The sequence below is a fragment of the Enterobacter cloacae complex sp. 2022EL-00981 genome, assembly GCF_028737495.1.
Classification (GTDB): domain Bacteria; phylum Pseudomonadota; class Gammaproteobacteria; order Enterobacterales; family Enterobacteriaceae; genus Enterobacter; species Enterobacter cloacae.
The window spans coordinates 46010-67433 of record NZ_JAQZRK010000015.1; the positions used below are offsets into that span (position 1 = coordinate 46010).

Consider the following 21424-nt stretch of genomic DNA (forward strand, 5'->3'; position numbering starts at 1 on the left):
AGAAGTGACTGGTGCCGATAATAGGAGTCGAACCTACGACCTTCGCATTACGAATGCGCTGCTCTACCAACTGAGCTATATCGGCCCTGAGAGGCCGGTTACGAGCGTAACCACGGGGCAAAAGGTTAGATCTATCCGGGTGATGCGTCAATGCCCTTTTGAATCAAACGGCTATTTTTGCATCACCCGTGATTATTTACGCACGAATCGTATCGTCGCCGATGCCAATCCACTTGTAGGTGGTCAACGCTTCCAGGCCCATCGGACCACGCGCGTGCAGTTTTTGCGTGCTGACGGCCACTTCCGCGCCCAGACCAAACTGTCCACCGTCGGTGAAACGGGTTGATGCGTTCACGTACACGGCAGAAGAATCTACCTCGTTCACAAAGCGGTCGGCATTGCGCAGCGTGCGCGTCAGGATGGCGTCAGAGTGCTGAGTACCATGCTCACGGATGTGCGCGATAGCGTCGTCGAGATCGGCCACGATCTTCACGTTCAGATCCAAAGACAGGAACTCGTCGTCATACTGCTCCGCGTTTACCGGCACCACCGTCGCCGGGCCGTCTTTCAGCAGCGCCAGCGCCTTCTCGTCCGCGTGCAGCGTGACGCCACTCTCGGCCATCTGCTTGCTCAGGGCTGGCAGGAAGGTGTTTGCAATACCCTGATGCACCAGCAGCGTTTCAACGGTATTACAGGTGCTTGGACGCTGGGTCTTGGCATTCACGATAATCTTCAGCGCCGGTGTAATTTCGGCGCTCTCGTCCACCACGATATGGCACACGCCGATACCGCCGGTGATCACCGGGATCGTCGACTGCTCGCGGCACAGCTTGTGCAGGCCCGCGCCACCGCGTGGGATCAGCATGTCGATGTATTTGTCCATACGCAGCATCTCGTTCACCAGCGCACGGTCCGGACTTTCGATGGCCTGCACGGCTCCTGCCGGTAAACCGCACTCCTGCAGCGCCTGCTGGATGACTTTCACCGTCGCGGCGTTGGTGCGCCAGGTCTCTTTCCCGCCGCGCAGAATGGCGGCGTTACCGGTCTTCAGGCACAGGGAAGCGACATCCACCGTCACGTTCGGACGGGCTTCATAAATCACGCCGATAACGCCGAGCGGCACGCGACGGCGCTCCAGACGTAAACCGCTGTCGAGCAGTCCACCGTCGATCACCTGCCCGACCGGATCGGCCAGATTACAAACCTGACGGACATCGTCGGCGATGCCTTTCAGGCGTGCCGGGGTCAGCGCCAGACGGTCGAGCATCGCTTCGCTCAGACCGTTGCGGCGCGCTTCCAGCAGATCCTGCTCGTTGGCGAGGAGGATATCCTGCGACTGCGATTCCAGATAATCAGCGATTTTTCCCAGCACGCGGTTTTTCTCGCGGCTGGAAAGGAGCGCCAGTTTGTAAGAGGCGGCCTTGGCGGCAGCACCCATTTGTTCCAGCATTTTCTGGCTCCTTAACGAATAATCATGTCATCACGATGCACGGCAACCGGGCCATACTCGTAGCCCAGAATGGCGTCGATCTGCTGCGAGTGGTGACCCGCAATACGGCGCAGGGCATCGCTGTTATAGCGGCTGACGCCATGGGCGATGTCGCGACCTTCAAGGTTACGGATACGGATCACTTCACCACGGGAGAAGTTGCCTGTCACGTTTTTAATTCCTTTAGGAAGCAATGAACTCCCTCTTTCCAGAATCGCGGAGGTCGCCCCTTCATCCACGGTCAGTTCACCTGCCGGCGGCGCGCCGAAAATCCAGCGTTTGCGGTTTTCCAACGGGGATTCCTGGGCGTGGAAGCGCGTGCCGACGGAAATGCCTTCCATCACGTCGCCAATGACGCCAGGACGGCTGCCCGCCGCAATGATGGTGTCGATCCCGGCGCGGCAGGCCACGTCCGCCGCCTGCAGTTTAGTGCCCATGCCGCCCGTTCCCAGGCCAGAGACGCTGTCGCCGGCGATGGCGCGCAGCGCATCGTCAATGCCGTGTACATCGGTAATCAGTTCAGCTTCCGGGTTGGAGCGCGGGTCTGCGGTAAACAGCCCCTGCTGGTCGGTCAGGAGCAAGAGCTTGTCGGCACCGGCCAGGATCGCCGCCAGCGCAGAGAGGTTATCGTTGTCACCCACTTTGATTTCAGCGGTAGCCACGGCGTCGTTTTCGTTAATCACCGGGACGATATTGTTGTCCAGCAGCGCGCGCAGCGTATCGCGGGCGTTCAGGAAGCGTTCTCTGTCTTCCATATCCGCGCGCGTCAGCAGCATCTGCCCGACGTGAATGCCATAAATTGAGAACAACTGTTCCCAGAGTTGAATGAGTCGGCTTTGTCCCACGGCGGCCAGCAGCTGTTTAGAGGCGATAGTCGCGGGGAGTTCGGGGTAACCCAGATGTTCACGCCCGGCGGCAATCGCCCCGGAGGTCACGATAACAATACGATGCCCTGCGGCATGCAGCTGAGCGCACTGACGTACAAGCTCAACAATGTGGGCGCGATTTAGGCGGCGCGATCCGCCTGTTAAAACACTGGTGCCGAGTTTTACCACCAGCGTCTGGCTGTCACTCATGATTCTCTGCCGTTCAACGATAAGGGAAAGTGATGTCGAACGAACGTTTTAACAGGTGTCAGGCCCGTTGCCAACTGCCACAGCACATCGCGAAACACTTTGTTGCGCGGGATCAGGAAGCGTAGCGGCGGATTTTGACAATTTTATTACCGAAATAATAAATCACAGTTTTTTAAAATTAATCTTAATTTGTCATAAAAGTTTCATTCCGTAACGTTAAAACCCTTTCTGTTTTTTCACGGGACTTAAGCATGAGCTTATCGTCCAGCGAATTTTTAAGCGCGTTTATAAGACAGGATCGAAAATGAAAAAGAGCACTCTGGCATTAATGGTTATGGGCGTTGTGGCTTCCGCATCTGTTCACGCTGCCGAAGTTTATAATAAAAACGGCAACAAACTGGATGTGTACGGCAAAGTTAAAGCAATGCACTACATCAGTGATGACGATTCAAAAGATGGTGACCAGACATACGTGCGTTTCGGTTTTAAAGGTGAAACTCAGATTAACGATCAGCTGACGGGCTATGGCCGTTGGGAAGCGGAATTTGCGGGCAACAAAGCAGAGAGCGATTCCACTCAGAAAACACGTCTGGCATTCGCCGGTCTGAAGCTGAAAGACTTTGGTTCTCTGGATTACGGTCGTAACCTGGGCGCGCTGTATGACGTGGAAGCGTGGACCGATATGTTCCCTGAGTTTGGCGGCGACTCTTCCGCGCAGACCGATAACTTCATGACCAAGCGTGCAAGCGGTCTTGCCACTTACCGTAACACCGACTTCTTTGGCGCGGTTGATGGTCTGGATATGACCCTGCAATATCAGGGTAAAAACGAAAACCGCGACGTCAAAAAACAGAACGGTGACGGTTTTGGTACGTCTCTGACCTATGACTTTGGCGGCAGCGATTTCGCGGTAAGCGGCGCGTACACCAACTCTGACCGTACCAACGCGCAGAACCTGCTGACCCGCGGCGAAGGCAAAAAAGCCGAAGCCTGGGCAACCGGTCTGAAATATGATGCGAACGATATCTACCTGGCGGCGATGTACTCCGAAACCCGCAATATGACCCCAATTTCTGGCGGCTTTGCCAATAAAGCGCAGAACTTTGAAGTGGTCGCACAATATCAGTTCGATTTCGGTCTGCGTCCATCCCTGGGTTATGTCCAGTCTAAAGGCAAGGATATCGAAGGCATTGGCGATGAAGATCTGGTGAAATATATCGACGTCGGCGCGACCTATTATTTCAACAAAAATATGTCCGCGTTTGTTGATTATAAAATCAATCAGATTGATGACGATAACAAACTGGGCGTGAGCAGCGATGATATCGTTGCCCTAGGTATGACCTACCAGTTCTGAGTCGGCAGTAATAAAAAAACCGGCATTAAGCCGGTTTTTTTGTGCCCGGTGGCGCTGCGCTTACCGGGCCTACGGGATCATCACCCGGCATTATTTCATCTTTACGCCGTCAATTTCGCCTTTTCACTGGAAAAATCATCGGCAGGCTCAAGCTTCAGGTCCAGCGTGGCCAGTAAATCGCGCGCCTTGTCGTGGAACTCTTTCAGGGTATATTCCAGGCGGTCAATTACTTCCTGATCTTTGATGGTAGTGGCCTGCCAGTTGCCGTCTTTATTAAACAGGCCAAACTGGTAGCTATAGGTAAAACGTTTCTCTTCTGCTTCCATTTCCATCCACCAGCCCCAGAATTCACGTTTTTCGGGTGCAGGCTTCACGTTGACGCATACAGCCAGGCAGTCGAAAAAAAAGCGATTCTCTTCACACTGCTCTTCTCGAATATACGGGCCAAGAGCCATGAACTTCTTAATCAATCTACTTTTCGGGTGTCCACTCGGTAACGTCATTACGATCTCCTTTTGTGAAGCCACTGTTTTACCAAACCATCAAAATTTAGCAATCTCTTAACACAATCTCTGGGCGATCCAACGCGTAATCTCTTTTAATGCTTTGTCAAAATTCTGATACACCGGGCTGAAGGGAACTTCCAGCAATTTGCCATCCGCAGATGACGATGTGATTAAGCGTGACTCCTCTTCCGGACTGAACGGATCGTTTTTCCAGAAGCCGGACAGCATCGGCGTCGGACACCGGCGTCCCAGCAGGCCCTGCGTTTTTAACGAATAGCGATTGAGTTCCACGCGCAGCGCTTCGTCTGAAGCATCATGCATGCCAAGGCGGCTGGCCAGTACGTCGAGGTACATTTCCGGCACGCTGCCCTGACGGGCAGGATCGCTGAGCAGAGCGTGAACCACTGGCCCAAGACAGGCTACGGCCTTCAGGCGTGACGCCTCAAGATAGGCCAGACGCACGGCCACGTTCGCCCCAAAGCGGAAACCAAACGCCGCGACGCGGGTGTGGTCGACCCAGGGAATGTTTTCCAGCGCTTTCAGCGCATGCTGGTGCAGAAGACTGGAATCCTGCGTCAGTTTCCATTTAGAGGAAAAACCGATAGAGGGCATATCAAGCGTCAGCATCGCGATCCCTTTTGGGGCGAAGTAACGCTCATACAGGCTGTAATAGTCGATTTGCAGCGAATCCAGCCCACCGCACATCAGCACGGTCGGAAACGGGCCGTCGCCTTCAGGCATATGCAGGAACCCGGTCACGGGCGCGCCGCCGGGGATGGTGAACTCAAGCTCGCGCATCCGGCCCGGCAAGCGTTGGGCAGCCTCTTCATAGGCACGGTTTGCCAGCGCCTGCGCCTGCTCCGCCAGCTCATCCCCTTTTAAGTGCGGATAGGCGGCAATGGCGTAAAGGTTGGCTGCGTGCAGCCAGTGCTTGCCGCTGAGGGTGGCGTCCTCTTCCTGGCTGGCTTTTTGCTGCCAGAGCATCGCCTGTTTCGACCATTCGTAGATCCAGTTGCCGCCGCGGTAACCCACCACCGTATCGTAGAGTTCGCTGTCGGTACGCTCGGCTTCACTCATGACGATACGCGCCTGCACATCGAGGATTTCACGCGGATCAATACCACGCCAGATCCACATCAGGCGGTTAATCATGCGATACCAGTGAGGCACGTTTTTACCGTCTAATGCAGACTGGACGGCAGGCTGGTTCCCCGGATTGAAGCGACGCACCAGCGTCGAGGTTTCAGGGTGCTTGAAACGGGGTTTGAAGAGTGTCTCGGTGAGATTCGCCTGCGTCATTGCGTTGCCTCCATGGATACGTCATATAGTGTCCATTGTAACGCGTGGCAGGATAAAAAGAACAACGCCCGGCATAGCCGGGCGTGTAAAGTTACGTACGGAAATTAACGGCCGGAAATAGGCGGTACAAAGACCACGCCCATGTCCCATGGCTGTTCAATCCAGGTATCCTGTGGGATATCAATCACGTAATCATCCACCAGTGGGCGGCCCGCCGGTTTCGCGAAGATGGTGACGAAGTGTGCTTTTGGGTACATTTCGCGGATAGCCACCGCGGTACCGCCGGTATCCACCAGGTCATCAATAACGATGAAACCTTCACCGTCGCCTTCCGCGCGTTTCAGCACTTTCAGTTCACGCTGGTTGTCGTGGTCATAGCTGGAGATGCAGACGGTATCGACATGACGAATACCCAGCTCACGCGCCAGCAGCGCCCCCGGTACCAGACCGCCACGGCTAACGGCAATAATGCCTTTCCACTGTTCAGAAGGCATCAGACGCGCGGCCAGTTTGCGTGCGTGGATCTGCAACATGTCCCAGGTGACGACGTATTTTTCGCTCATGTGAAGTGTCCCAGCCTGTTTTTATACGGCTTAAAAAGTGTTCGAGGGGGAAATAGGTTGCGCGAGATTATAGAGATCTGACGCACTAAAAACCAGTGTTTAGCGCCCTCTGCCTGAGTTTTTACATGCTTTATGCTACCAGCCATCGGAGAAAGTGGTATTCTCAGTTGCATCTCGCAAGCCTGACTTGTGGTAACTATTAACCTGCTAACCCTGTGACCTGCAACTCGCTTTGCAGGGCATCGACAAGGAGACTTATCGTGTCTGAACTGTCTCAATTATCTCCCCAGCCGCTGTGGGATATTTTTGCCAAAATCTGCTCCATTCCACACCCGTCTTACCATGAAGAACAGCTTGCCGAACATATTATGGGTTGGGCGAAGGAAAAGGGTCTGCACGCTGAACGCGACCAGGTTGGCAACATTCTGATCCGCAAACCGGCGACCGCAGGCATGGAAAACCGTAAACCGGTTGTGCTGCAGGCGCACCTGGACATGGTGCCACAGAAAAACAACGACACCGTTCACGACTTCACGAAAGACCCGATCCAGCCGTACATCGACGGCGACTGGGTGAAAGCGCGCGGCACCACGCTGGGTGCAGATAACGGTATCGGTATGGCCTCTGCACTGGCGGTACTGGCGGACGACAGCGTTCAGCACGGTCCACTGGAAGTGCTGCTGACCATGACCGAAGAAGCGGGCATGGACGGTGCGTTCGGTCTGCAGGCGAACTGGCTGCAGGCGGATATTCTGATCAACACCGACTCCGAAGAAGAAGGCGAGATCTACATGGGCTGCGCGGGCGGGATTGATTTTATCTCTACCCTGCCGCTCTCCCGTGAAGCCGTGCCAGCTGACTTCCAGACCTTCAAGCTGACGCTGAAAGGGCTGAAAGGCGGCCACTCCGGCGGTGATATTCACTTAGGCCTGGGCAACGCCAACAAACTGCTGGCACGCTTCCTGGCGGGCCACGCGGCTGAGCTGGACCTGCGTCTGGTCGATTTCAACGGCGGTACGCTGCGCAACGCAATCCCACGTGAAGCGTTCGCGACGGTAGCCGTTCCAGCTGCCAAAGCGGACGAGCTGAAAAAGCTCTCCAGCGTCTATCTGGATATCCTGAAAAACGAACTGTCCGCGAAAGAGAAGAACCTGACCGTGGTGCTGGAGTCCGTGTCCACGGATAAAGCCGCGCTGACCACCCAGTCTCGTGACACCTTTATTCAGCTGTTAAACGCGACGCCAAACGGCGTGATCCGCAACTCAGACGTCGCGAAAGGCGTGGTTGAAACCTCTCTGAACGTGGGCGTGGTCACCATGGGCGACGACAGCGCAGAGATCATCTGCCTGATCCGATCGCTTATCGACACCGGTAAAGAGTACGTAGTGAGCATGCTGGAATCTCTGGGCACGCTGGCCGGTGCGAAAACCTCTGCCAAAGGCAGCTACCCAGGCTGGCAGCCGGACGCAAGCTCTCCGGTGATGGCACTGGTGCGTGAAACATACCAGCGTCTGTTCAACAGCACCCCAAACATTCAGGTGATCCACGCGGGTCTGGAATGTGGTCTGTTCAAGAAGCCGTACCCGAACATGGATATGGTCTCCATTGGGCCAACCATTACCGGACCACACTCGCCGGATGAGCAGGTTCACATTGAAAGCGTGGGCCATTACTGGACCCTGCTGACTGAACTGCTGAAAGCGATTCCTGCTAAGTAATACCCTCACCCCAGCCCTCTCCCAAAGGGAGAGGGTGAACAACGTCGCGCCACTGGCCTTTTTACAATCCCAATACCAGCTGACGTTCCAGCTGCGGATCCAGCAAGGTAACGTGTAACCCCACCAGCCTGACCCCTCGCCCGCCCCGACGTTCATCCCAGGCCTTTTTCGCCGTCGCGATGAGATCCTCTTTATTCAGGCGCGGCCAGACGTGCTCCTGAGTCGTCTGCTGAAAATCATTGAACTTAAGCTTCACGCCCTGACGGGCAATCAGCAGGTCCGGTTTAACCTTGATTAAGCGCCGTTCCAGCTCAGGATAGAGCTGCTCCGTAATGATGGTTTCGCATTCAGACCAGTCATGAATATCTTCAATCAGTGTGCGTTCAACCCCGACCGACTTTCGCAGCCGCTCGCTGCTGACACTGCGCTCGTCTATCCCCTGACTGCGCTCCCACAGCACGCGGCCAAATTTTCCGAAGCGTTTAAGCAGCATGGCTAAATCGCTGCGCTGTACATCTTCGCAGGTTCGCAGCCCCATGCTTTCCAGCTTTGCCGCAGAGACTTTGCCTACGCCCGGGATTTTGCCGAGCGGCAGCGTTTTTAAAAACGCCGGGACCTCTTCCGGGGTGATAACGTACTGGCCGTCGGGCTTGTTGAGATCGGACGCTATTTTGGCGAGGAACTTCACCGGTGCGACACCTGCCGACGCGGTCAGATTCAGTTCCTGGAAGATAGTGCGGCGGATCTCCTGCGCCATCAGCGTCGCGGAGCCGTGACAGTGCACGCTGTCGGTGACATCAAGATAAGCTTCGTCCAGCGACAGAGGTTCAATCAGTGAGGTATAGCGAGAGAAGATTTCGCGGATATGCAGGGACGCTTCTTTGTACGCCTCAAAGCGACCGGGTAAAAGCGTGAGATGAGGACAAAGCTTAAGCGCCATGGCGGTAGGCATGGCGCTGCGCACGCCAAATTTGCGCGCAGGATAGTTGGCGGTGCTGATTACACCGCGCTGGACACGGCTACCGCCAATGGCAATAGGAATATCCCGCAGCGCCGGGTTGTCACGCATCTCCACTGCGGCAAAAAAACAGTCCATATCGACATGGATTATTTTGCGCATTACGACCACCACACATGTATTTATATACAGTATATCAAAGTCTAAAAAATGCGACAGCAGATTTACCTTCTCTTATTTGTCATAAAAATATGATACAAAAAACAACACGTAACTTGTTGTATATATTAAATTTTTATGTGAATAAGGATATAAATTCATGAGAAAAATACTCGCGCTTTCTCTGCTGCTCGTGACGGGAACGAGCTTCGCTGGCCCACAGATCGTTGCCCACCGGGGCGGAACAGCCGACGCACCAGAAAACACAGTACAAGCGATCAAACTGGCCTTAGAGAATCAGGCTCAGGCAGTCTGGATAACCGTGCAGCTCAGTAAAGATGGCGTTCCGGTCCTGTATCGTCCTTCTGATTTAAAAGCGCTGACGAACAAAACAGGCAAAATCTCGGACTACACGCTTGCGGAGTTATCAGCGGTTGACGCTGGCTGGAGCTGGGGCGGTGAAACCCATCCGTGGCGTGGCAAAGGGGTGACGATCCCCACCCTGAAAAGCGTGCTGGAAACCTGGCCACAAACCCGGTTTTATATAGATATCAAATCACCTGACGCCGATCCGGCCACGATGGGAAAAGCGCTTCTTGCGGTGCTTAATGAGACCCAGAGTCTGGGGCGGGTGAGGGTTTATTCTACTGAGGACCGTTATCTTGCCTCGCTTCCGGCAGCAATCCCACGCTTTGTTACCCGCAGTGAAACGCGCTCCAGGCTGGTAACGGTATCGCTGAGCCATCAGTGCCTGCCACCAGAGCAGACGATGCAGGAGTACTGGTACGCGCTAGAGCTGAACAGAACCGTTGACGTGGTTGAGAAATTTACCCTTGGTGAAGGGGTGTCCCGCTCAACCCTCACCTGGGATAAAGAATCCATGGACTGTTTCCGCTCGCAGGGCAACAGTCACGTTATCTTGCTGGGCGTGAACACCGCCGAAGATTATAAAAAGGCAGAGGCGCTGCAGGCGGATGCGGTGATGGTCGACTCGCCCGCCGCCGCAAAAGCGTGGGCTAAATAAGCCAGCAGGCCGCAATAATGCGGCCTGCTGTTATCGTTACGTCGCGATTTACAAAATTCGGCGCTGCTGCTCCCGCGCCATCCTTTTTTTACGGGCATCGCACGGTTCCGGGCAGTCGCAGACTTTTTCCATGCCAATGGACGAGATCCCACCGCAGCTGCCCTGAATGCTTTTGCGCTTGATGATCCAGCCTAACGACATGCCGAATATGGCCAGTACAAAGACCGCGAAGGTTGCCAGAAACGTCAGCATCATCAGCCTCCAAAATCATCCAGCAGGATGTTCTCATCTTCCACGCCCAGATCTTTAAGCATTTTGATCACTGCGGCGTTCATCACTGGCGGACCACACATATAAAACTCGCAGTCTTCCGGCGCAGGATGCTGTTTGAGGTAGTTTTCATACAGCACGTTGTGGATGAAGCCCGTATGGCCGGTCCAGTTATCTTCCGGCTGCGGATCGGAGAGCGCCACATGGAAGGTGAAGTTAGGGTTTTCACGCGCCAGCTGTTCGAACTCATCGTCATAGAACATCTCACGCAGCGAACGCGCCCCGTACCAGAAGCTGATTTTACGCTGACTGCCAAGCCGCTTGAGCTGGTCGAAAATGTGCGAACGCATCGGCGCCATACCTGCACCACCGCCGATAAATACCATTTCGGCATCTGTTTCTTTCGCAAAGAACTCGCCAAACGGGCCGGAGATGGTCACCTTGTCGCCCGGTTTTAATGACCAGATATACGATGACATGATGCCCGGTGGCGCATGCGGTACCGCTGGCGGCGGCGTGGCGATACGCACGTTAAGCATGATGATACCCTTCTCTTCCGGGTAGTTCGCCATGGAGTAAGCACGAAGCGCGGGCTCTTTAACCTCAGAGACAAAGCGGAAGAGGTTGAATTTATCCCAGTCGGCACGGTATTCATCAGGCACGTCGAAGTCAGCATAGGCTACGGTGTGCTCCGGACATTCAATCTGGATATAGCCCCCCGCCCGGAACGGAACGCTCTCTCCTTCAGGCACCCGCAGTTTAAGCTCTTTGATAAACGTGGCTTTGTTATCGTTGGAGATAACTTCGCATTCCCATTTTTTAACGCCGAAAATCTCCTCCGGCAGTTCAATTTTCATGTTCTGGCGCACCGCGACCTGACAGGCCAGACGGCAGCCCTCTTTCGCCTCACGCTTGGTGATGTGCGACAGCTCAGTGGGCAGAATATCGCCACCACCTTCTTTCACCTTTACGCGGCACTGCCCACAGGAGCCACCGCCACCGCAGGCCGAAGAGACGAAGATGCCGTTGCCGGCAAGCGTATTCAGCAGTTTATCGCCGGCTGGCGTGCGGATCTGGTTTTGCGGTTCATCGTTGATATCGATAATGACATCGCCGGAATTCACCAGCTTCGCGCGCGCCACCAGAATCAACCCCGACAGCACCAGTACAATCAGCGTGAACATCGCCACGCCAAGCATAATTTCCATCAGTTAGCCCTTATAGCTGCACACCGGAGAAGGACATAAAGCCCAGCGCCATGAGACCGGTGGTGATAAAGGTGATCCCTAAGCCACGCAGGCCTGCAGGCACGTTGGCATATTTCATTTTTTCGCGGATCCCCGCCATGGTGACGATAGCCAGCATCCAGCCGATCCCGGAGCCGAAACCATACACAATTGATTCGCTGAAGTTGTAATCACGCTGAACCATAAACGAGACGCCACCGAAGATGGCGCAGTTCACCGCGATCAACGGCAGGAAGATCCCCAGCGCGTTGTAGAGTGACGGGAAATACTTATCAAGGATCATCTCAAGGATTTGCACCAGCGCCGCAATCACACCGATAAAGGTGATGAAGTTCAGGAAGCTGAGATCCACCCCCTCCACCAGCGCGCTGTCGCGCAGGACAAAGTTGTACACCAGGTTGTTGATCGGCACCGACAGGCCAAGCACCACGGTAACCGCTATGCCCAGGCCAAATGCCGTTGACACCTTTTTGGACACGGCAAGGAACGTACACATGCCGAGGAAGAACGCGAGCGCCATGTTTTCAACAAACACCGCGCGCACAAATAAACTCAGGTAATGAGCCATTGTCGGTTACTCCTTTTCCTGCTGTTCTGGCTTCAGGGTACGAATCAGCCAGATTAGCAAACCGATAATGAAAAATGCGCTTGGAGCCAGCAGGAACAGGCCGTTTGGCAGATACCAGCCGCCGTTCTGTACCGTGTCCAGCACCGTGATGCCAAACAGCTTACCGCTGCCAATCAACTCACGCAGGAACCCTACGGACAGCAGGATCACGCCGTAGCCGAGGCCGTTGCCGATGCCGTCCATAAAGCTCGCCAGCGGAGGCATTTTCATGGCATAGCCTTCTGCACGTCCCATCACGATACAGTTGGTGATAATCAGGCCCACAAATACCGAAAGCTGTTTCGATATTTCATATGCAAAGGCGCGTAGCAGCTGATCGACCACGATCACCAGCGAGGCGATGATCGCCATCTGCACGATGATCCTCACGCTGTTGGGGATATGGTGGCGGATCATCGAGATAAACATGCTGGAAAACGCGGTTACCAGCGTTACTGCCAGCGTCATCACCACCGCCGTTTCCAGCTTGGTGGTCACCGCCAGGGCTGAACACACACCCAGCACCTGCAGCGTTATCGGGTTATTGGCTAAAAGTGGGCCAATCAGCACCTTTTTAACTTCTTTCAGTTCACCCGTATCAGCCATGGTTCAGCGCTCCTTCACGTACATTTTTCAGGAAAGGACCAAAACCGAGTTCGCCCATCCAGAAATCAAAACTGTGCTGCACCCCTTTGGAGGTGAGCGTGGCCCCGGATAGGCCGTCAACGGCATAGACATCGTCAGGACGCGCAGACCCTTTCATCACCTTCAGCGCAGGCGCTCCGCTGTCGTCGAGCACTTTCTTCCCGACAAACTGCGCGCGCCAGTTAGGGTTCTCCACTTCACCACCGAGCCCCGGCGTTTCACCCTGGTCATAGTAGGTGATGCCTTTCACGGTGCGGCCATCCGTATCAAGCGCCACGAAGGCGTACATCATTGACCACAGGCCGTTGCCGTAGATGGGCAGCACCACTTCCTGCACCTGTTTTTGCTCATCACGTACGAGGTAGATTTCAGCCAGATTGCTGCGACGCTTAATGCCCGCCGGATCCTGAGATGCGTCCAGCGTCATGCTCATCTGCGGGTCTTTTAATGCCAGCGCCTGGTTATATTTCGCCGGATCTTTATCCAGCAGCTGACCCGTTTTTAAATCCACCAGACGCGCGGTGATGCGCTCAGCAAAGACGGCCGACACATCGTCTGCACTCATCCCTTCCTGCATCAGCCCGGCGACGGCCAGGATGTTGCGCTGTTTATCCAGCGCGCGCTGCTCCTGCTGTCGCGGCTTTAACCCCACGGCAGAACCAGCCACCACAATGGAACAGACCAGACACAGGACCAGCACCACCAGCAGCGTTTTGCCGATGCTGTCGTTATTTTTGATTTCAGCCACGTGCCTTCCTCCGCTTAATGTTGGCGCGCACGACCAGATAATCGAACAGTGGTGCAAACAGGTTGGCAAACAGAATGGCCAACATCATCCCTTCCGGATAGGCCGGGTTGACCACACGAATCAGGACACACATCACCCCGATGAGCACGCCATAGCTCCATTTCCCTCTGTCAGTAAAGGAAGCAGAGACCGGATCGGTGGCCATAAACATCATGCCGAAGGCGAAACCGCCCAGCACCAGATGCCAGTACCAGGGCATGGAGAACATCGGGTTGGTGGCGGAACCGATAAGGTTGAACAGTGTGGCAGTCAGCACCATGCCGATCATGACACCGGCGACAATCCGCCAGGAGGCCACGCGACCAAACAGGATGATCGCCCCGCCAATCAAAATCATCAGCGTGGAGACTTCCCCAATGGAGCCCGGGATGTTGCCCATAAACGCATCAAACCAGGTAACGGGTTGGCCTGTCGCATTGTTCACCAGCGTTTCACCGCCGTGCGCCGCCCATTGTGAAAGCGGTGTCGCCCCAGAGAAGCCGTCCGCAGCGGTCCAGACCAGATCGCCGGAAATTTGTGCCGGATAGGCAAAGAACAAGAACGCACGCCCTGCCAGCGCAGGGTTGAGGAAGTTACGCCCGGTTCCCCCGAAGATCTCTTTCGCGATGACCACACCAAAGCTGATCCCCAGCGCGGCCTGCCAGAGCGGTAACGTTGGCGGGACAATCAGGGCAAACAGAATGGAAGTAACAAAGAAGCCTTCGTTGATCTCATGTTTACGAATAATGGCAAACAGCACCTCCCAGAACCCACCCACGATAAATACCGTGATGTAGATCGGCAGGAAGAACACCGCCCCCAGCGTCATCATGCTGATCCAGCCCGCGTCTGGGGCAAAACTTACGCCAAGCGACTGTGCCAGACGGTAATGCCAGTCAGACTGGATCACCTGCGCCAGTTGCTGAGCATCGTACAGATGATGCAGCGCCGGAATGGTCTGCAGCCCCACGTTGTACATGCCCCAGAACATTGCCGGGAAGACGGCAAACCAGACCAGAATCATCATTCGCTTCAGGTCGATGGCGTCACGAACGTGCGCCGCGCCTTTCGTCACCAGACCTGGCGTGTAGAAAATGGTCGTCGTCGCTTCATACAGCGGGTAGTACTTCTTCAGTTTACCCTCGGTAAAATGCGGCTCTATTTTTTCAAAGAGGTGTTTTAAGCCCATGGTTATCCTTCCTGCTCAATGCGGGTTAACACCTCGCGCAATACCGGTCCATATTCGTATTTTCCCGGACAGACATAGGTACAGAGCGCCAGATCTTCTTCGTCCAGCTCCAGGCAACCCAGCGCCTGGGCGCTGTCGGTGTCCCCGGCAAGCAGATCGCGCAGCAGCACGGTGGGCAGAATATCAAGCGGCATAACACGCTCGTAGTTGCCAATCGGCACCATGGCGCGCTCACCGCCGTTTGTGCTGGTGGAGAAGTTGAACAGCTTATGACGCAGGAAGTGGCCGAGCGTGGTGCGGGTGACGGAATACTTTTCTGCACCTGGCAGCACCCAGCCAAAGAGCTCTTTCTCACGCCCTTCCAGTACAATGCTCACCTGCAGATGGAAGCGCCCCAGATAGGCCTGCGGCCCAACGGCATGACGGCCGCTGAGTACCGAACCGGAAATCAGACGGTTTTCACCCGCTTTGGTTTCGTCGTCCAGCAGTTCATTGATATCCGCACCCAACAGCGTTGTCACCAGGCGCGGGTTTGCCGCCTGCGGCCCGCCAATCGCGATCACTCGCTCTGTGCAGAGCTTACCGGTGGTAAAGAGTTTGCCGATGGCAATCACGTCCTGATAGTTAAGGTGCCAGACCTGTTTTGTCAGGCTGACCGGCTCAAGGAAGTGAATATGCGTTCCCGCCAGCCCCGCCGGATGCGGGCCTGCAAATTCATTGAACGTCACCTGTCCCTGCGGATGGCCGCCAAGTTTACCGGCACTGGCCTGGCACACGTGGACTTTCCCGGACGTCAGCCGCGTGAGAACGGTCAACCCGGCATCAAAGGCCTGACGTTGTGCCAGAATAACCGGCTGCGGGTCTGCACTGAGTGGGTTGGTGTCGATTGCCGTAACGAAGATAGCGGCCGGAACCGTGCCAGGCACAGGCGTTTTGCTGAAAGGGCGTGTGCGAAATGCGGTCCACAAACCGGCGTCCAGCAGTTGCGCCTGAACGGTTTCACGGCTCAACGCCGCGAGGTCTGCGGCCTCATAATGGGCAAACTCACGCTGTTCATCCCCTTCAATGCGGATAACCACCGACTGCAACACGCGGCGTTCGCCACGGTTGATCGCCACAACGGTGCCGCTGGCAGGGGCGGTAAACATCACGCCGGGATTTTTTTTATCTTCGAAGAGCGCCTGCCCTTTAATGACGCGATCGTCCTGCTGGACCAGCATTGAGGGGCGCATCCCCACGTAATCGTCGCCCAGAATGGCAACATGGCGAACGCTTGCGCCTGCCGAAACGTGCTGTTCGGGCACGCCTGCGATGGGCAGGTCAAGTCCTTTTCTTATTTTAAACATGTGGTTAGCAAGTTTCCGTGAACAACTATTCTGAGGGCGTGAAGTGTACCATTTCCGGCGTTTTCCGGGCAGATAAAACTCAGCTGCAGGTGTCAAATTGCGAACTGATACGCAAAGTTCCTGGAGCCAGCGCGATTTTGATGGGTTATAAAGTAAAACTAATTTGTAAACTAACAGCTCCGCTCTTGCGAAAATCTATAGCGGTGCTAATGTGAGCGCTCCTAACAGATTAATCTGATTTCGGGTCTCTTTTGCCGTTCTGGCAAGTTGGTCTTAGTTTTATCAAGGAACTTGTAGTATGCGTAAAATCGCATTGTTCATTGCGATGCTCCTGATTCCGTGCGTGTCGTTTGCCGGGCTGCTCAGCAGCAACAGTTCAACCACGCCTGTGAGCAAAGAATATAAACAGCAGCTAATGGGATCCCCCGTTTATATTCAAATCTTTAAGGAAGAACGCACACTCGACCTGTTTGTGAAAATGGGTGAGACATATCAGCTGCTCGACAGCTACAAGATTTGTAACTATTCCGGTGGTCTGGGGCCAAAACAGCGTCAGGGCGATTTCAAAAGCCCGGAAGGGTTTTACAACGTTCAGCGTAACCAGCTAAAACCGGATAGCCGTTTCTATAAAGCGATTAATATCGGCTTCCCGAATGCCTTTGACCGTGCGCACGGTTACGAAGGTAAATATCTGATGATCCACGGTGCCTGTGTGTCCATCGGCTGTTACGCGATGACCGATTCCGGCATTGATGAGATTTTCCAGTTTGTCACGGGCGCACTGGTCTTTGGTCAGCCAAACGTTCAGGTCAGCATCTATCCGTTCCGCATGACCGATGCCAACATGGCGCGTCACAAGTACTCTTACTACGCGGATTTCTGGAAACAGCTAAAACCGGGCTATGACTATTTCGAGCAGACGCACAAGCCGCCTGTCGTCTCGGTTGTGGATGGCCGTTATGTGGTCAGCAAACCGCTGAGCCACGAAGTTGTCCACCCACAGCTGGCATCAAATTACACGGTCCCCGAGACAAAATAACACCCACTCGCCTGGCATAATCTTCTGCCAGGTCTCGTTGCCGGTCAGCGGCTGCGTGGCGATAACAGTGACCACATCATTTGGTGTGGTCTCTTTCTGAAAATCAATTTCCACATCCTGATCGAGCAGTTTTGCCACGCCAAACGGTGCACGGCGGGTGATCCAGAACAGGTTCGTCGAGCAGAACGCCATCACATAGCGCCCGTCAGACAACAGCATGTTAAACACGCCCTTCTCGCGCAGTTCAGACGCCAGCGACGCAATATATTTAAATACCGCCGCCATGTTGCCAGGGGTGCGCGGATAACGCTCTGTCAGCTTATGCAACAGCCAGCAAAAGGCTTTTTCGCTGTCGGTTTCGCCAACCGGGCGAAAATTACCGGTCTCCAGCGACTTATAGCCCGTAAGTTGCCCGTTATGCGCGTAGGTCCAGTTACGGCCCCACAGCTCACGGGTAAACGGATGGGTGTTTTCGAGCGCCACTTCGCCGCGGTTTGCCTGACGAATATGGGCGATTACCGAACAGGATTTAATGGGGTAATCCTGCACCAGTTTGGCAATCGGTGAGTTAAAGCTGGGTTGTGGATCCTTGAACGTGCGACACCCTTTGCCTTCGTAGAAGGTGATACCCCAGCCGTCTTTATGCGGCCCGGTTCCCCCACCGCGCTGTACCAGCCCGGTGAAACTAAAGCAGATATCGGTTGGCACATTGGCGCTCATCCCGAGCAGTTCGCACATAGATTACCTCCACTCCACAACTGCGGGGGGCACCGGAGCCCCCCAGCGAAGTCTTACTTAACCATCTCTTTTTCGATCAGCTGGATCAGGATGTGGATCACTTTGATGTGAATTTCCTGAATGCGGTCAGCATAACCGAAGTGCGGAACACGGATTTCAACGTCCGCGGTACCGTCCATCTTACCGCCATCTTTGCCCGTCAGGGTGATGACTTTCATCCCTTTTTCACGCGCCGCCGCAATCGCTTTGATCACATTACCAGAGTTGCCCGAAGTGGAGATACCCAGCAGCACGTCACCTTCACGACCAACCGCTTCAACGTAGCGGGAGAAGATGTAGTCGTAACCGAAATCGTTGCCCACGCAGGAGATGTGGCTCACGTCGGAGATCGCAATCGCCGGGTAGCCCGGACGGTTTTCACGATAACGCCCGGTCAGCTCTTCTGCGAAGTGCATAGCGTCGCAATGGGACCCCCCGTTACCGCAGGAGAGCACTTTGCCACCGGCTTTGAAACTGTCGGCCAGCAGGACCGCCGCGCGCTGAATAGCGTGAATATTGGCATCATCTTTCAGAAAGTTAGCCAGCGTTTCCGCCGCTTCGTTCAGTTCGTTACGAATAAGATCCTGGTACATGAGGATAATCCTTCAGTATTGATGAGATAACACAGTGGAGTGTACCGGATAGCAATAAAAGCGAGAAGCTAAAGGGATGCGAATCGTCTGACGTTTTGCGTTTTCGTGCCGGCAAACAAACGAACAATGTGAACCAGGTTGTAATTATTTTGTAAACACATTGCTAAAGGAAATAACATCAACTACAACCATATCATCACAAGTGGTCAGACCTCCTACAAGCAAGGGAGCTTTTCTTTATGATGATTTTGAGCATTCTCGCAACCGTTGTCCTGCTCGGTGTGCTGTTCTATCACCGTGTAAGTTTATTCCTGAGCAGCCTGATTCTTCTGGCCTGGACGGCTGCGCTTGGCGTCGCAGGTCTCTGGAATATCTGGCTTTTAGTGCCGCTGGCCATCATCCTTCTGCCGTTTAACTTTGCCCCGATGCGTAAGTCGATGATCTCCGCGCCGGTATTCAAAGGTTTCCGCAAAGTGATGCCACCGATGTCGCGCACCGAGAAAGAAGCGATTGACGCCGGTACCACCTGGTGGGAAGGCGATCTGTTCCAGGGCAACCCGGACTGGAAAAAACTGCATAACTACCCGCAGCCGCGGCTGACGGCGGAAGAACAAGCCTTTATTGACGGCCCGGTAGAAGAAGCCTGCCGTATGGCCAATGACTTTGCCATCACCCATGAAATGGCCGACCTGCCGCCGGAACTGTGGGCATACCTGAAAGAGCATCGCTTCTTCGCGATGATCATCAAAAAAGAGTACGGCGGTCTGGAATTCTCCGCGTACGCTCAGGCTCGCGTGCTGCAAAAACTGGCTGGCGTCTCCGGGATCCTGGCGATCACCGTGGGCGTACCTAACTCCTTAGGCCCGGGCGAACTGCTGCAGCATTACGGTACAAAAGAGCAGAAAGATCACTATCTGCCGCGTCTGGCACGCGGTCAGGAAATTCCATGCTTCGCACTGACCAGCCCGGAAGCGGGTTCCGATGCAGGCGCCATCCCGGATACCGGTGTGGTCTGCATGGGCGAATGGCAGGGCGAGCAGGTACTGGGTATGCGCCTGACCTGGAACAAACGCTACATTACGCTCGCGCCTGTTGCTACCGTGCTGGGCCTGGCGTTTAAACTCTCCGACCCGGAAAAACTGCTGGGTGGTGAAGAAGATCTGGGCATTACCTGTGCGCTGATCCCCACCTCTACCCCGGGCGTTGAAATCGGTCGTCGTCACTTCCCGCTGAACGTACCGTTCCAGAACGGTCCGACCCGCGGTCAGGATATCTTTGTCCCGATTGATTACATCATCGGTGGGCCGAAAATGGCCGGTCAGGGCTGGCGTATGCTGGTGGAATGTCTGTCCGTTGGTCGCGGCATTACCCTGCCGTCGAACTCAACCGGCGGGCTGAAATCGGTGGCGATGGGGATTGGTGCCTACGCGCACATCCGTCGTCAGTTCAAAATCTCCATCGGCAAGATGGAAGGGATCGAAGAGCCGCTGGCGCGTATCGCAGGCAACGCCTACGTGATGGATGCCGCCGCGTCGTTAATTACCTACGGCATTATGCTGGGTGAAAAACCGGCCGTGCTGTCCGCGATTGTGAAGTACCACTGCACCCACCGCGCACAGCAGTCGATCATTGATGCAATGGATATCGCAGGTGGTAAAGGCATTATGCTCGGCGAAGGCAACTTCCTGGCGCGTGGCTATCAGGGCGCACCGATCGCCATCACCGTAGAAGGGGCAAACATCCTGACCCGCAGCATGATGATCTTCGGCCAGGGGGCGATTCGCTGCCATCCATACGTGCTGGAAGAGATGGCCGCCGCGCAGAACAACGACGTGGATGCCTTCGACAAGCTGCTGTTCAAACATATCGGTCATGTAGGCAGCAATAAAGTGCGCAGCTTCTGGCTGGGTCTGACCCGCGGGCTGACCAGCGCCACGCCAACCCATGATGCGACAAAACGTTATTACCAGCATCTGAACCGGCTGAGCGCCAACCTGGCGCTGCTGTCCGACGTCTCCATGGCGGTGCTGGGCGGTAGCCTGAAGCGTCGCGAGCGCATCTCTGCCCGCCTGGGTGATGTGCTGAGCCAGCTCTACCTGGCTTCTGCGGTACTGAAACGCTACGATGACGAAGGCCGTCAGGAAGCGGATCTGCCGCTGGTGCACTGGGGCGTGCAGGATGCGCTGTATCAGGCCGAGCAGGCGATTGACGATCTGCTGGTGAACTTCCCTAACCGTCTGGTGGCAGGTGCCCTGCGCGTGGCGATCTTCCCGACCGGTCGTCATCATCTGGCGCCGTCTGACAAGCTGGATCATAAAGTGGCGAAGATCCTGCAGGTACCGAGCGCAACCCGCTCACGTATCGGCCGAGGTCAGTATCTGGCGCCAACGCCACATAACCCGGTGGGTCTGCTGGAAGAGGCGCTGCTGGACGTGATGGCCGCCGACCCGATTCACCAGAAGATCTGTAAACAGCTGGGCAAAAACCTGCCGTTTACCCGCCTGGACGAACTGGCGAAACAGGCGCTGGCGGGTGGCATCATTGACAACAGCGAAGCCGCACTCCTGGTGAAAGCCGAAGAGAGCCGTCTGCGCAGCATTAACGTCGATGATTTCGAACCGGATGAGCTGGCGACACAGCCGGTAAAGCTGCCGGAGAAACACCGTAAACCGGAAGCCGCATAACGCGTTTCGTCCTGACAAACCCCGCCCCGCGCGGGGTTTTTTATTGCCACATTTTCTCGTTATGTCGTGCTACAGTGTCAAAAAGTGGTCG

At 55.1% G+C, this 21424-nt stretch carries 20 protein-coding genes and 1 tRNA gene; 5 read left to right on the top strand and 16 right to left on the bottom strand.

Going from position 1 to position 21424, the window contains the following annotated elements:
* Positions 1–9: 9 nt before the first annotated feature.
* From PUZ33_RS14295 to proB, 3 genes are all read right to left on the bottom strand, one after another.
* Positions 10–85 (bottom strand) — tRNA-Thr (locus PUZ33_RS14295).
* Positions 86–196: 111 nt separating this feature from the next.
* Complete coding sequence (gene proA / locus PUZ33_RS14300; protein ID WP_058681079.1) at positions 197–1450, bottom strand: glutamate-5-semialdehyde dehydrogenase; 1254 nt, start codon at positions 1448–1450, stop codon at positions 197–199.
* Between the two features lie 11 nt (positions 1451–1461).
* Positions 1462–2565 (bottom strand): glutamate 5-kinase, encoded by a 1104-nt coding sequence (gene proB / locus PUZ33_RS14305; protein ID WP_058681078.1) that lies wholly within the window; start codon positions 2563–2565, stop codon positions 1462–1464.
* A gap of 304 nt (positions 2566–2869) precedes the next feature.
* On the opposite strand from proB, the gene phoE reads away from it, so the two are divergent.
* The gene (gene phoE / locus PUZ33_RS14310; RefSeq protein WP_013095744.1) at positions 2870–3922 is read left to right on the top strand and encodes a phosphoporin PhoE; all 1053 of its coding nucleotides are present in this window, start codon (positions 2870–2872) and stop codon (positions 3920–3922) included.
* Positions 3923–4023: 101 nt separating this feature from the next.
* On the opposite strand, the gene crl is transcribed toward phoE, so the two are convergent.
* The 3 genes from crl to gpt all read right to left on the bottom strand — a co-directional run bounded on the left by crl (position 4024) and on the right by gpt (position 6290).
* Positions 4024–4425: a sigma factor-binding protein Crl gene (crl, locus tag PUZ33_RS14315; RefSeq protein ID WP_023620943.1), complete on the bottom strand. Its 402-nt coding sequence runs from the start codon at positions 4423–4425 to the stop codon at positions 4024–4026.
* Positions 4426–4482: 57 nt separating this feature from the next.
* Positions 4483–5727, bottom strand: a complete 1245-nt coding sequence (gene frsA / locus PUZ33_RS14320) for an esterase FrsA (RefSeq protein WP_023620942.1) — start codon at positions 5725–5727, stop codon at positions 4483–4485.
* Between the two features lie 104 nt (positions 5728–5831).
* Positions 5832–6290: a xanthine phosphoribosyltransferase gene (gpt, locus tag PUZ33_RS14325; protein ID WP_003863205.1), complete on the bottom strand. Its 459-nt coding sequence runs from the start codon at positions 6288–6290 to the stop codon at positions 5832–5834.
* Positions 6291–6550: 260 nt separating this feature from the next.
* Between gpt and pepD the strand changes: the two genes are divergently transcribed.
* Positions 6551–8008 (top strand): cytosol nonspecific dipeptidase, encoded by a 1458-nt coding sequence (gene pepD / locus PUZ33_RS14330; protein WP_058681077.1) that lies wholly within the window; start codon positions 6551–6553, stop codon positions 8006–8008.
* A gap of 61 nt (positions 8009–8069) precedes the next feature.
* Here pepD and dinB read toward each other — a convergent pair whose 3' ends face one another.
* The gene (gene dinB, locus PUZ33_RS14335; RefSeq protein ID WP_013095738.1) at positions 8070–9128 is read right to left on the bottom strand and encodes a DNA polymerase IV; all 1059 of its coding nucleotides are present in this window, start codon (positions 9126–9128) and stop codon (positions 8070–8072) included.
* Positions 9129–9285: 157 nt separating this feature from the next.
* On the opposite strand from dinB, the gene PUZ33_RS14340 reads away from it, so the two are divergent.
* The gene (locus tag PUZ33_RS14340; RefSeq protein ID WP_020686316.1) at positions 9286–10149 is read left to right on the top strand and encodes a glycerophosphodiester phosphodiesterase family protein; all 864 of its coding nucleotides are present in this window, start codon (positions 9286–9288) and stop codon (positions 10147–10149) included.
* Positions 10150–10197: 48 nt separating this feature from the next.
* Here the strand turns inward: PUZ33_RS14340 and nqrM are convergent, their stop codons facing one another.
* From nqrM to PUZ33_RS14375, 7 genes are read right to left on the bottom strand one after another with little or no spacing between them, the layout of a single operon-like run.
* Positions 10198–10404 (bottom strand): (Na+)-NQR maturation NqrM, encoded by a 207-nt coding sequence (nqrM, locus tag PUZ33_RS14345; protein ID WP_058681076.1) that lies wholly within the window; start codon positions 10402–10404, stop codon positions 10198–10200.
* Positions 10404–11627 carry an NADH:ubiquinone reductase (Na(+)-transporting) subunit F gene (nqrF, locus tag PUZ33_RS14350; RefSeq protein ID WP_013095735.1) on the bottom strand — a complete coding sequence of 408 codons (1224 nt, stop codon included), beginning with the start codon at positions 11625–11627 and terminating at the stop codon, positions 10404–10406. Before nqrF ends, nqrM begins: the two co-directional genes overlap by 1 nt.
* Positions 11628–11637: 10 nt before the next feature.
* Entirely contained in the window at positions 11638–12234 is a 597-nt protein-coding gene (nqrE, locus tag PUZ33_RS14355) for an NADH:ubiquinone reductase (Na(+)-transporting) subunit E (protein WP_013095734.1), read from the bottom strand.
* Positions 12235–12240: 6 nt separating this feature from the next.
* The gene (locus PUZ33_RS14360; protein WP_013095733.1) at positions 12241–12879 is read right to left on the bottom strand and encodes an NADH:ubiquinone reductase (Na(+)-transporting) subunit D; all 639 of its coding nucleotides are present in this window, start codon (positions 12877–12879) and stop codon (positions 12241–12243) included.
* Positions 12872–13666, bottom strand: coding sequence for a Na(+)-translocating NADH-quinone reductase subunit C (locus tag PUZ33_RS14365; RefSeq protein WP_013095732.1), 795 nt, complete (start codon positions 13664–13666; stop codon positions 12872–12874). The genes PUZ33_RS14360 and PUZ33_RS14365 overlap by 8 nt, the downstream gene beginning before the upstream one ends.
* Positions 13659–14894 carry an NADH:ubiquinone reductase (Na(+)-transporting) subunit B gene (locus PUZ33_RS14370; protein ID WP_013095731.1) on the bottom strand — a complete coding sequence of 412 codons (1236 nt, stop codon included), beginning with the start codon at positions 14892–14894 and terminating at the stop codon, positions 13659–13661. The genes PUZ33_RS14365 and PUZ33_RS14370 overlap by 8 nt, the downstream gene beginning before the upstream one ends.
* Before the next feature lie 2 nt (positions 14895–14896).
* On the bottom strand, positions 14897–16240 hold the full coding sequence (locus tag PUZ33_RS14375) for a Na(+)-translocating NADH-quinone reductase subunit A (protein WP_013095730.1): 1344 nt from the start codon (positions 16238–16240) through the stop codon (positions 14897–14899).
* A gap of 298 nt (positions 16241–16538) precedes the next feature.
* Here PUZ33_RS14375 and dpaA point away from each other — a divergent pair, with 298 nt between their 5' ends.
* Positions 16539–17279: a peptidoglycan meso-diaminopimelic acid protein amidase gene (gene dpaA, locus PUZ33_RS14380; RefSeq protein WP_013095729.1), complete on the top strand. Its 741-nt coding sequence runs from the start codon at positions 16539–16541 to the stop codon at positions 17277–17279.
* Here the strand turns inward: dpaA and PUZ33_RS14385 are convergent.
* Both PUZ33_RS14385 and lpcA read right to left on the bottom strand, forming a co-directional pair.
* The gene (locus PUZ33_RS14385; protein ID WP_013095728.1) at positions 17250–18017 is read right to left on the bottom strand and encodes a class II glutamine amidotransferase; all 768 of its coding nucleotides are present in this window, start codon (positions 18015–18017) and stop codon (positions 17250–17252) included. The genes dpaA and PUZ33_RS14385 overlap by 30 nt on opposite strands.
* Positions 18018–18070: 53 nt before the next feature.
* Entirely contained in the window at positions 18071–18649 is a 579-nt protein-coding gene (gene lpcA, locus PUZ33_RS14390) for a D-sedoheptulose 7-phosphate isomerase (RefSeq protein ID WP_013095727.1), read from the bottom strand.
* Positions 18650–18888: 239 nt separating this feature from the next.
* Between lpcA and fadE the strand changes: the two genes are divergently transcribed.
* Positions 18889–21333 (top strand): acyl-CoA dehydrogenase FadE, encoded by a 2445-nt coding sequence (gene fadE / locus PUZ33_RS14395; protein WP_029882430.1) that lies wholly within the window; start codon positions 18889–18891, stop codon positions 21331–21333.
* The last annotated feature ends 91 nt before the right edge of the window (positions 21334–21424 follow it).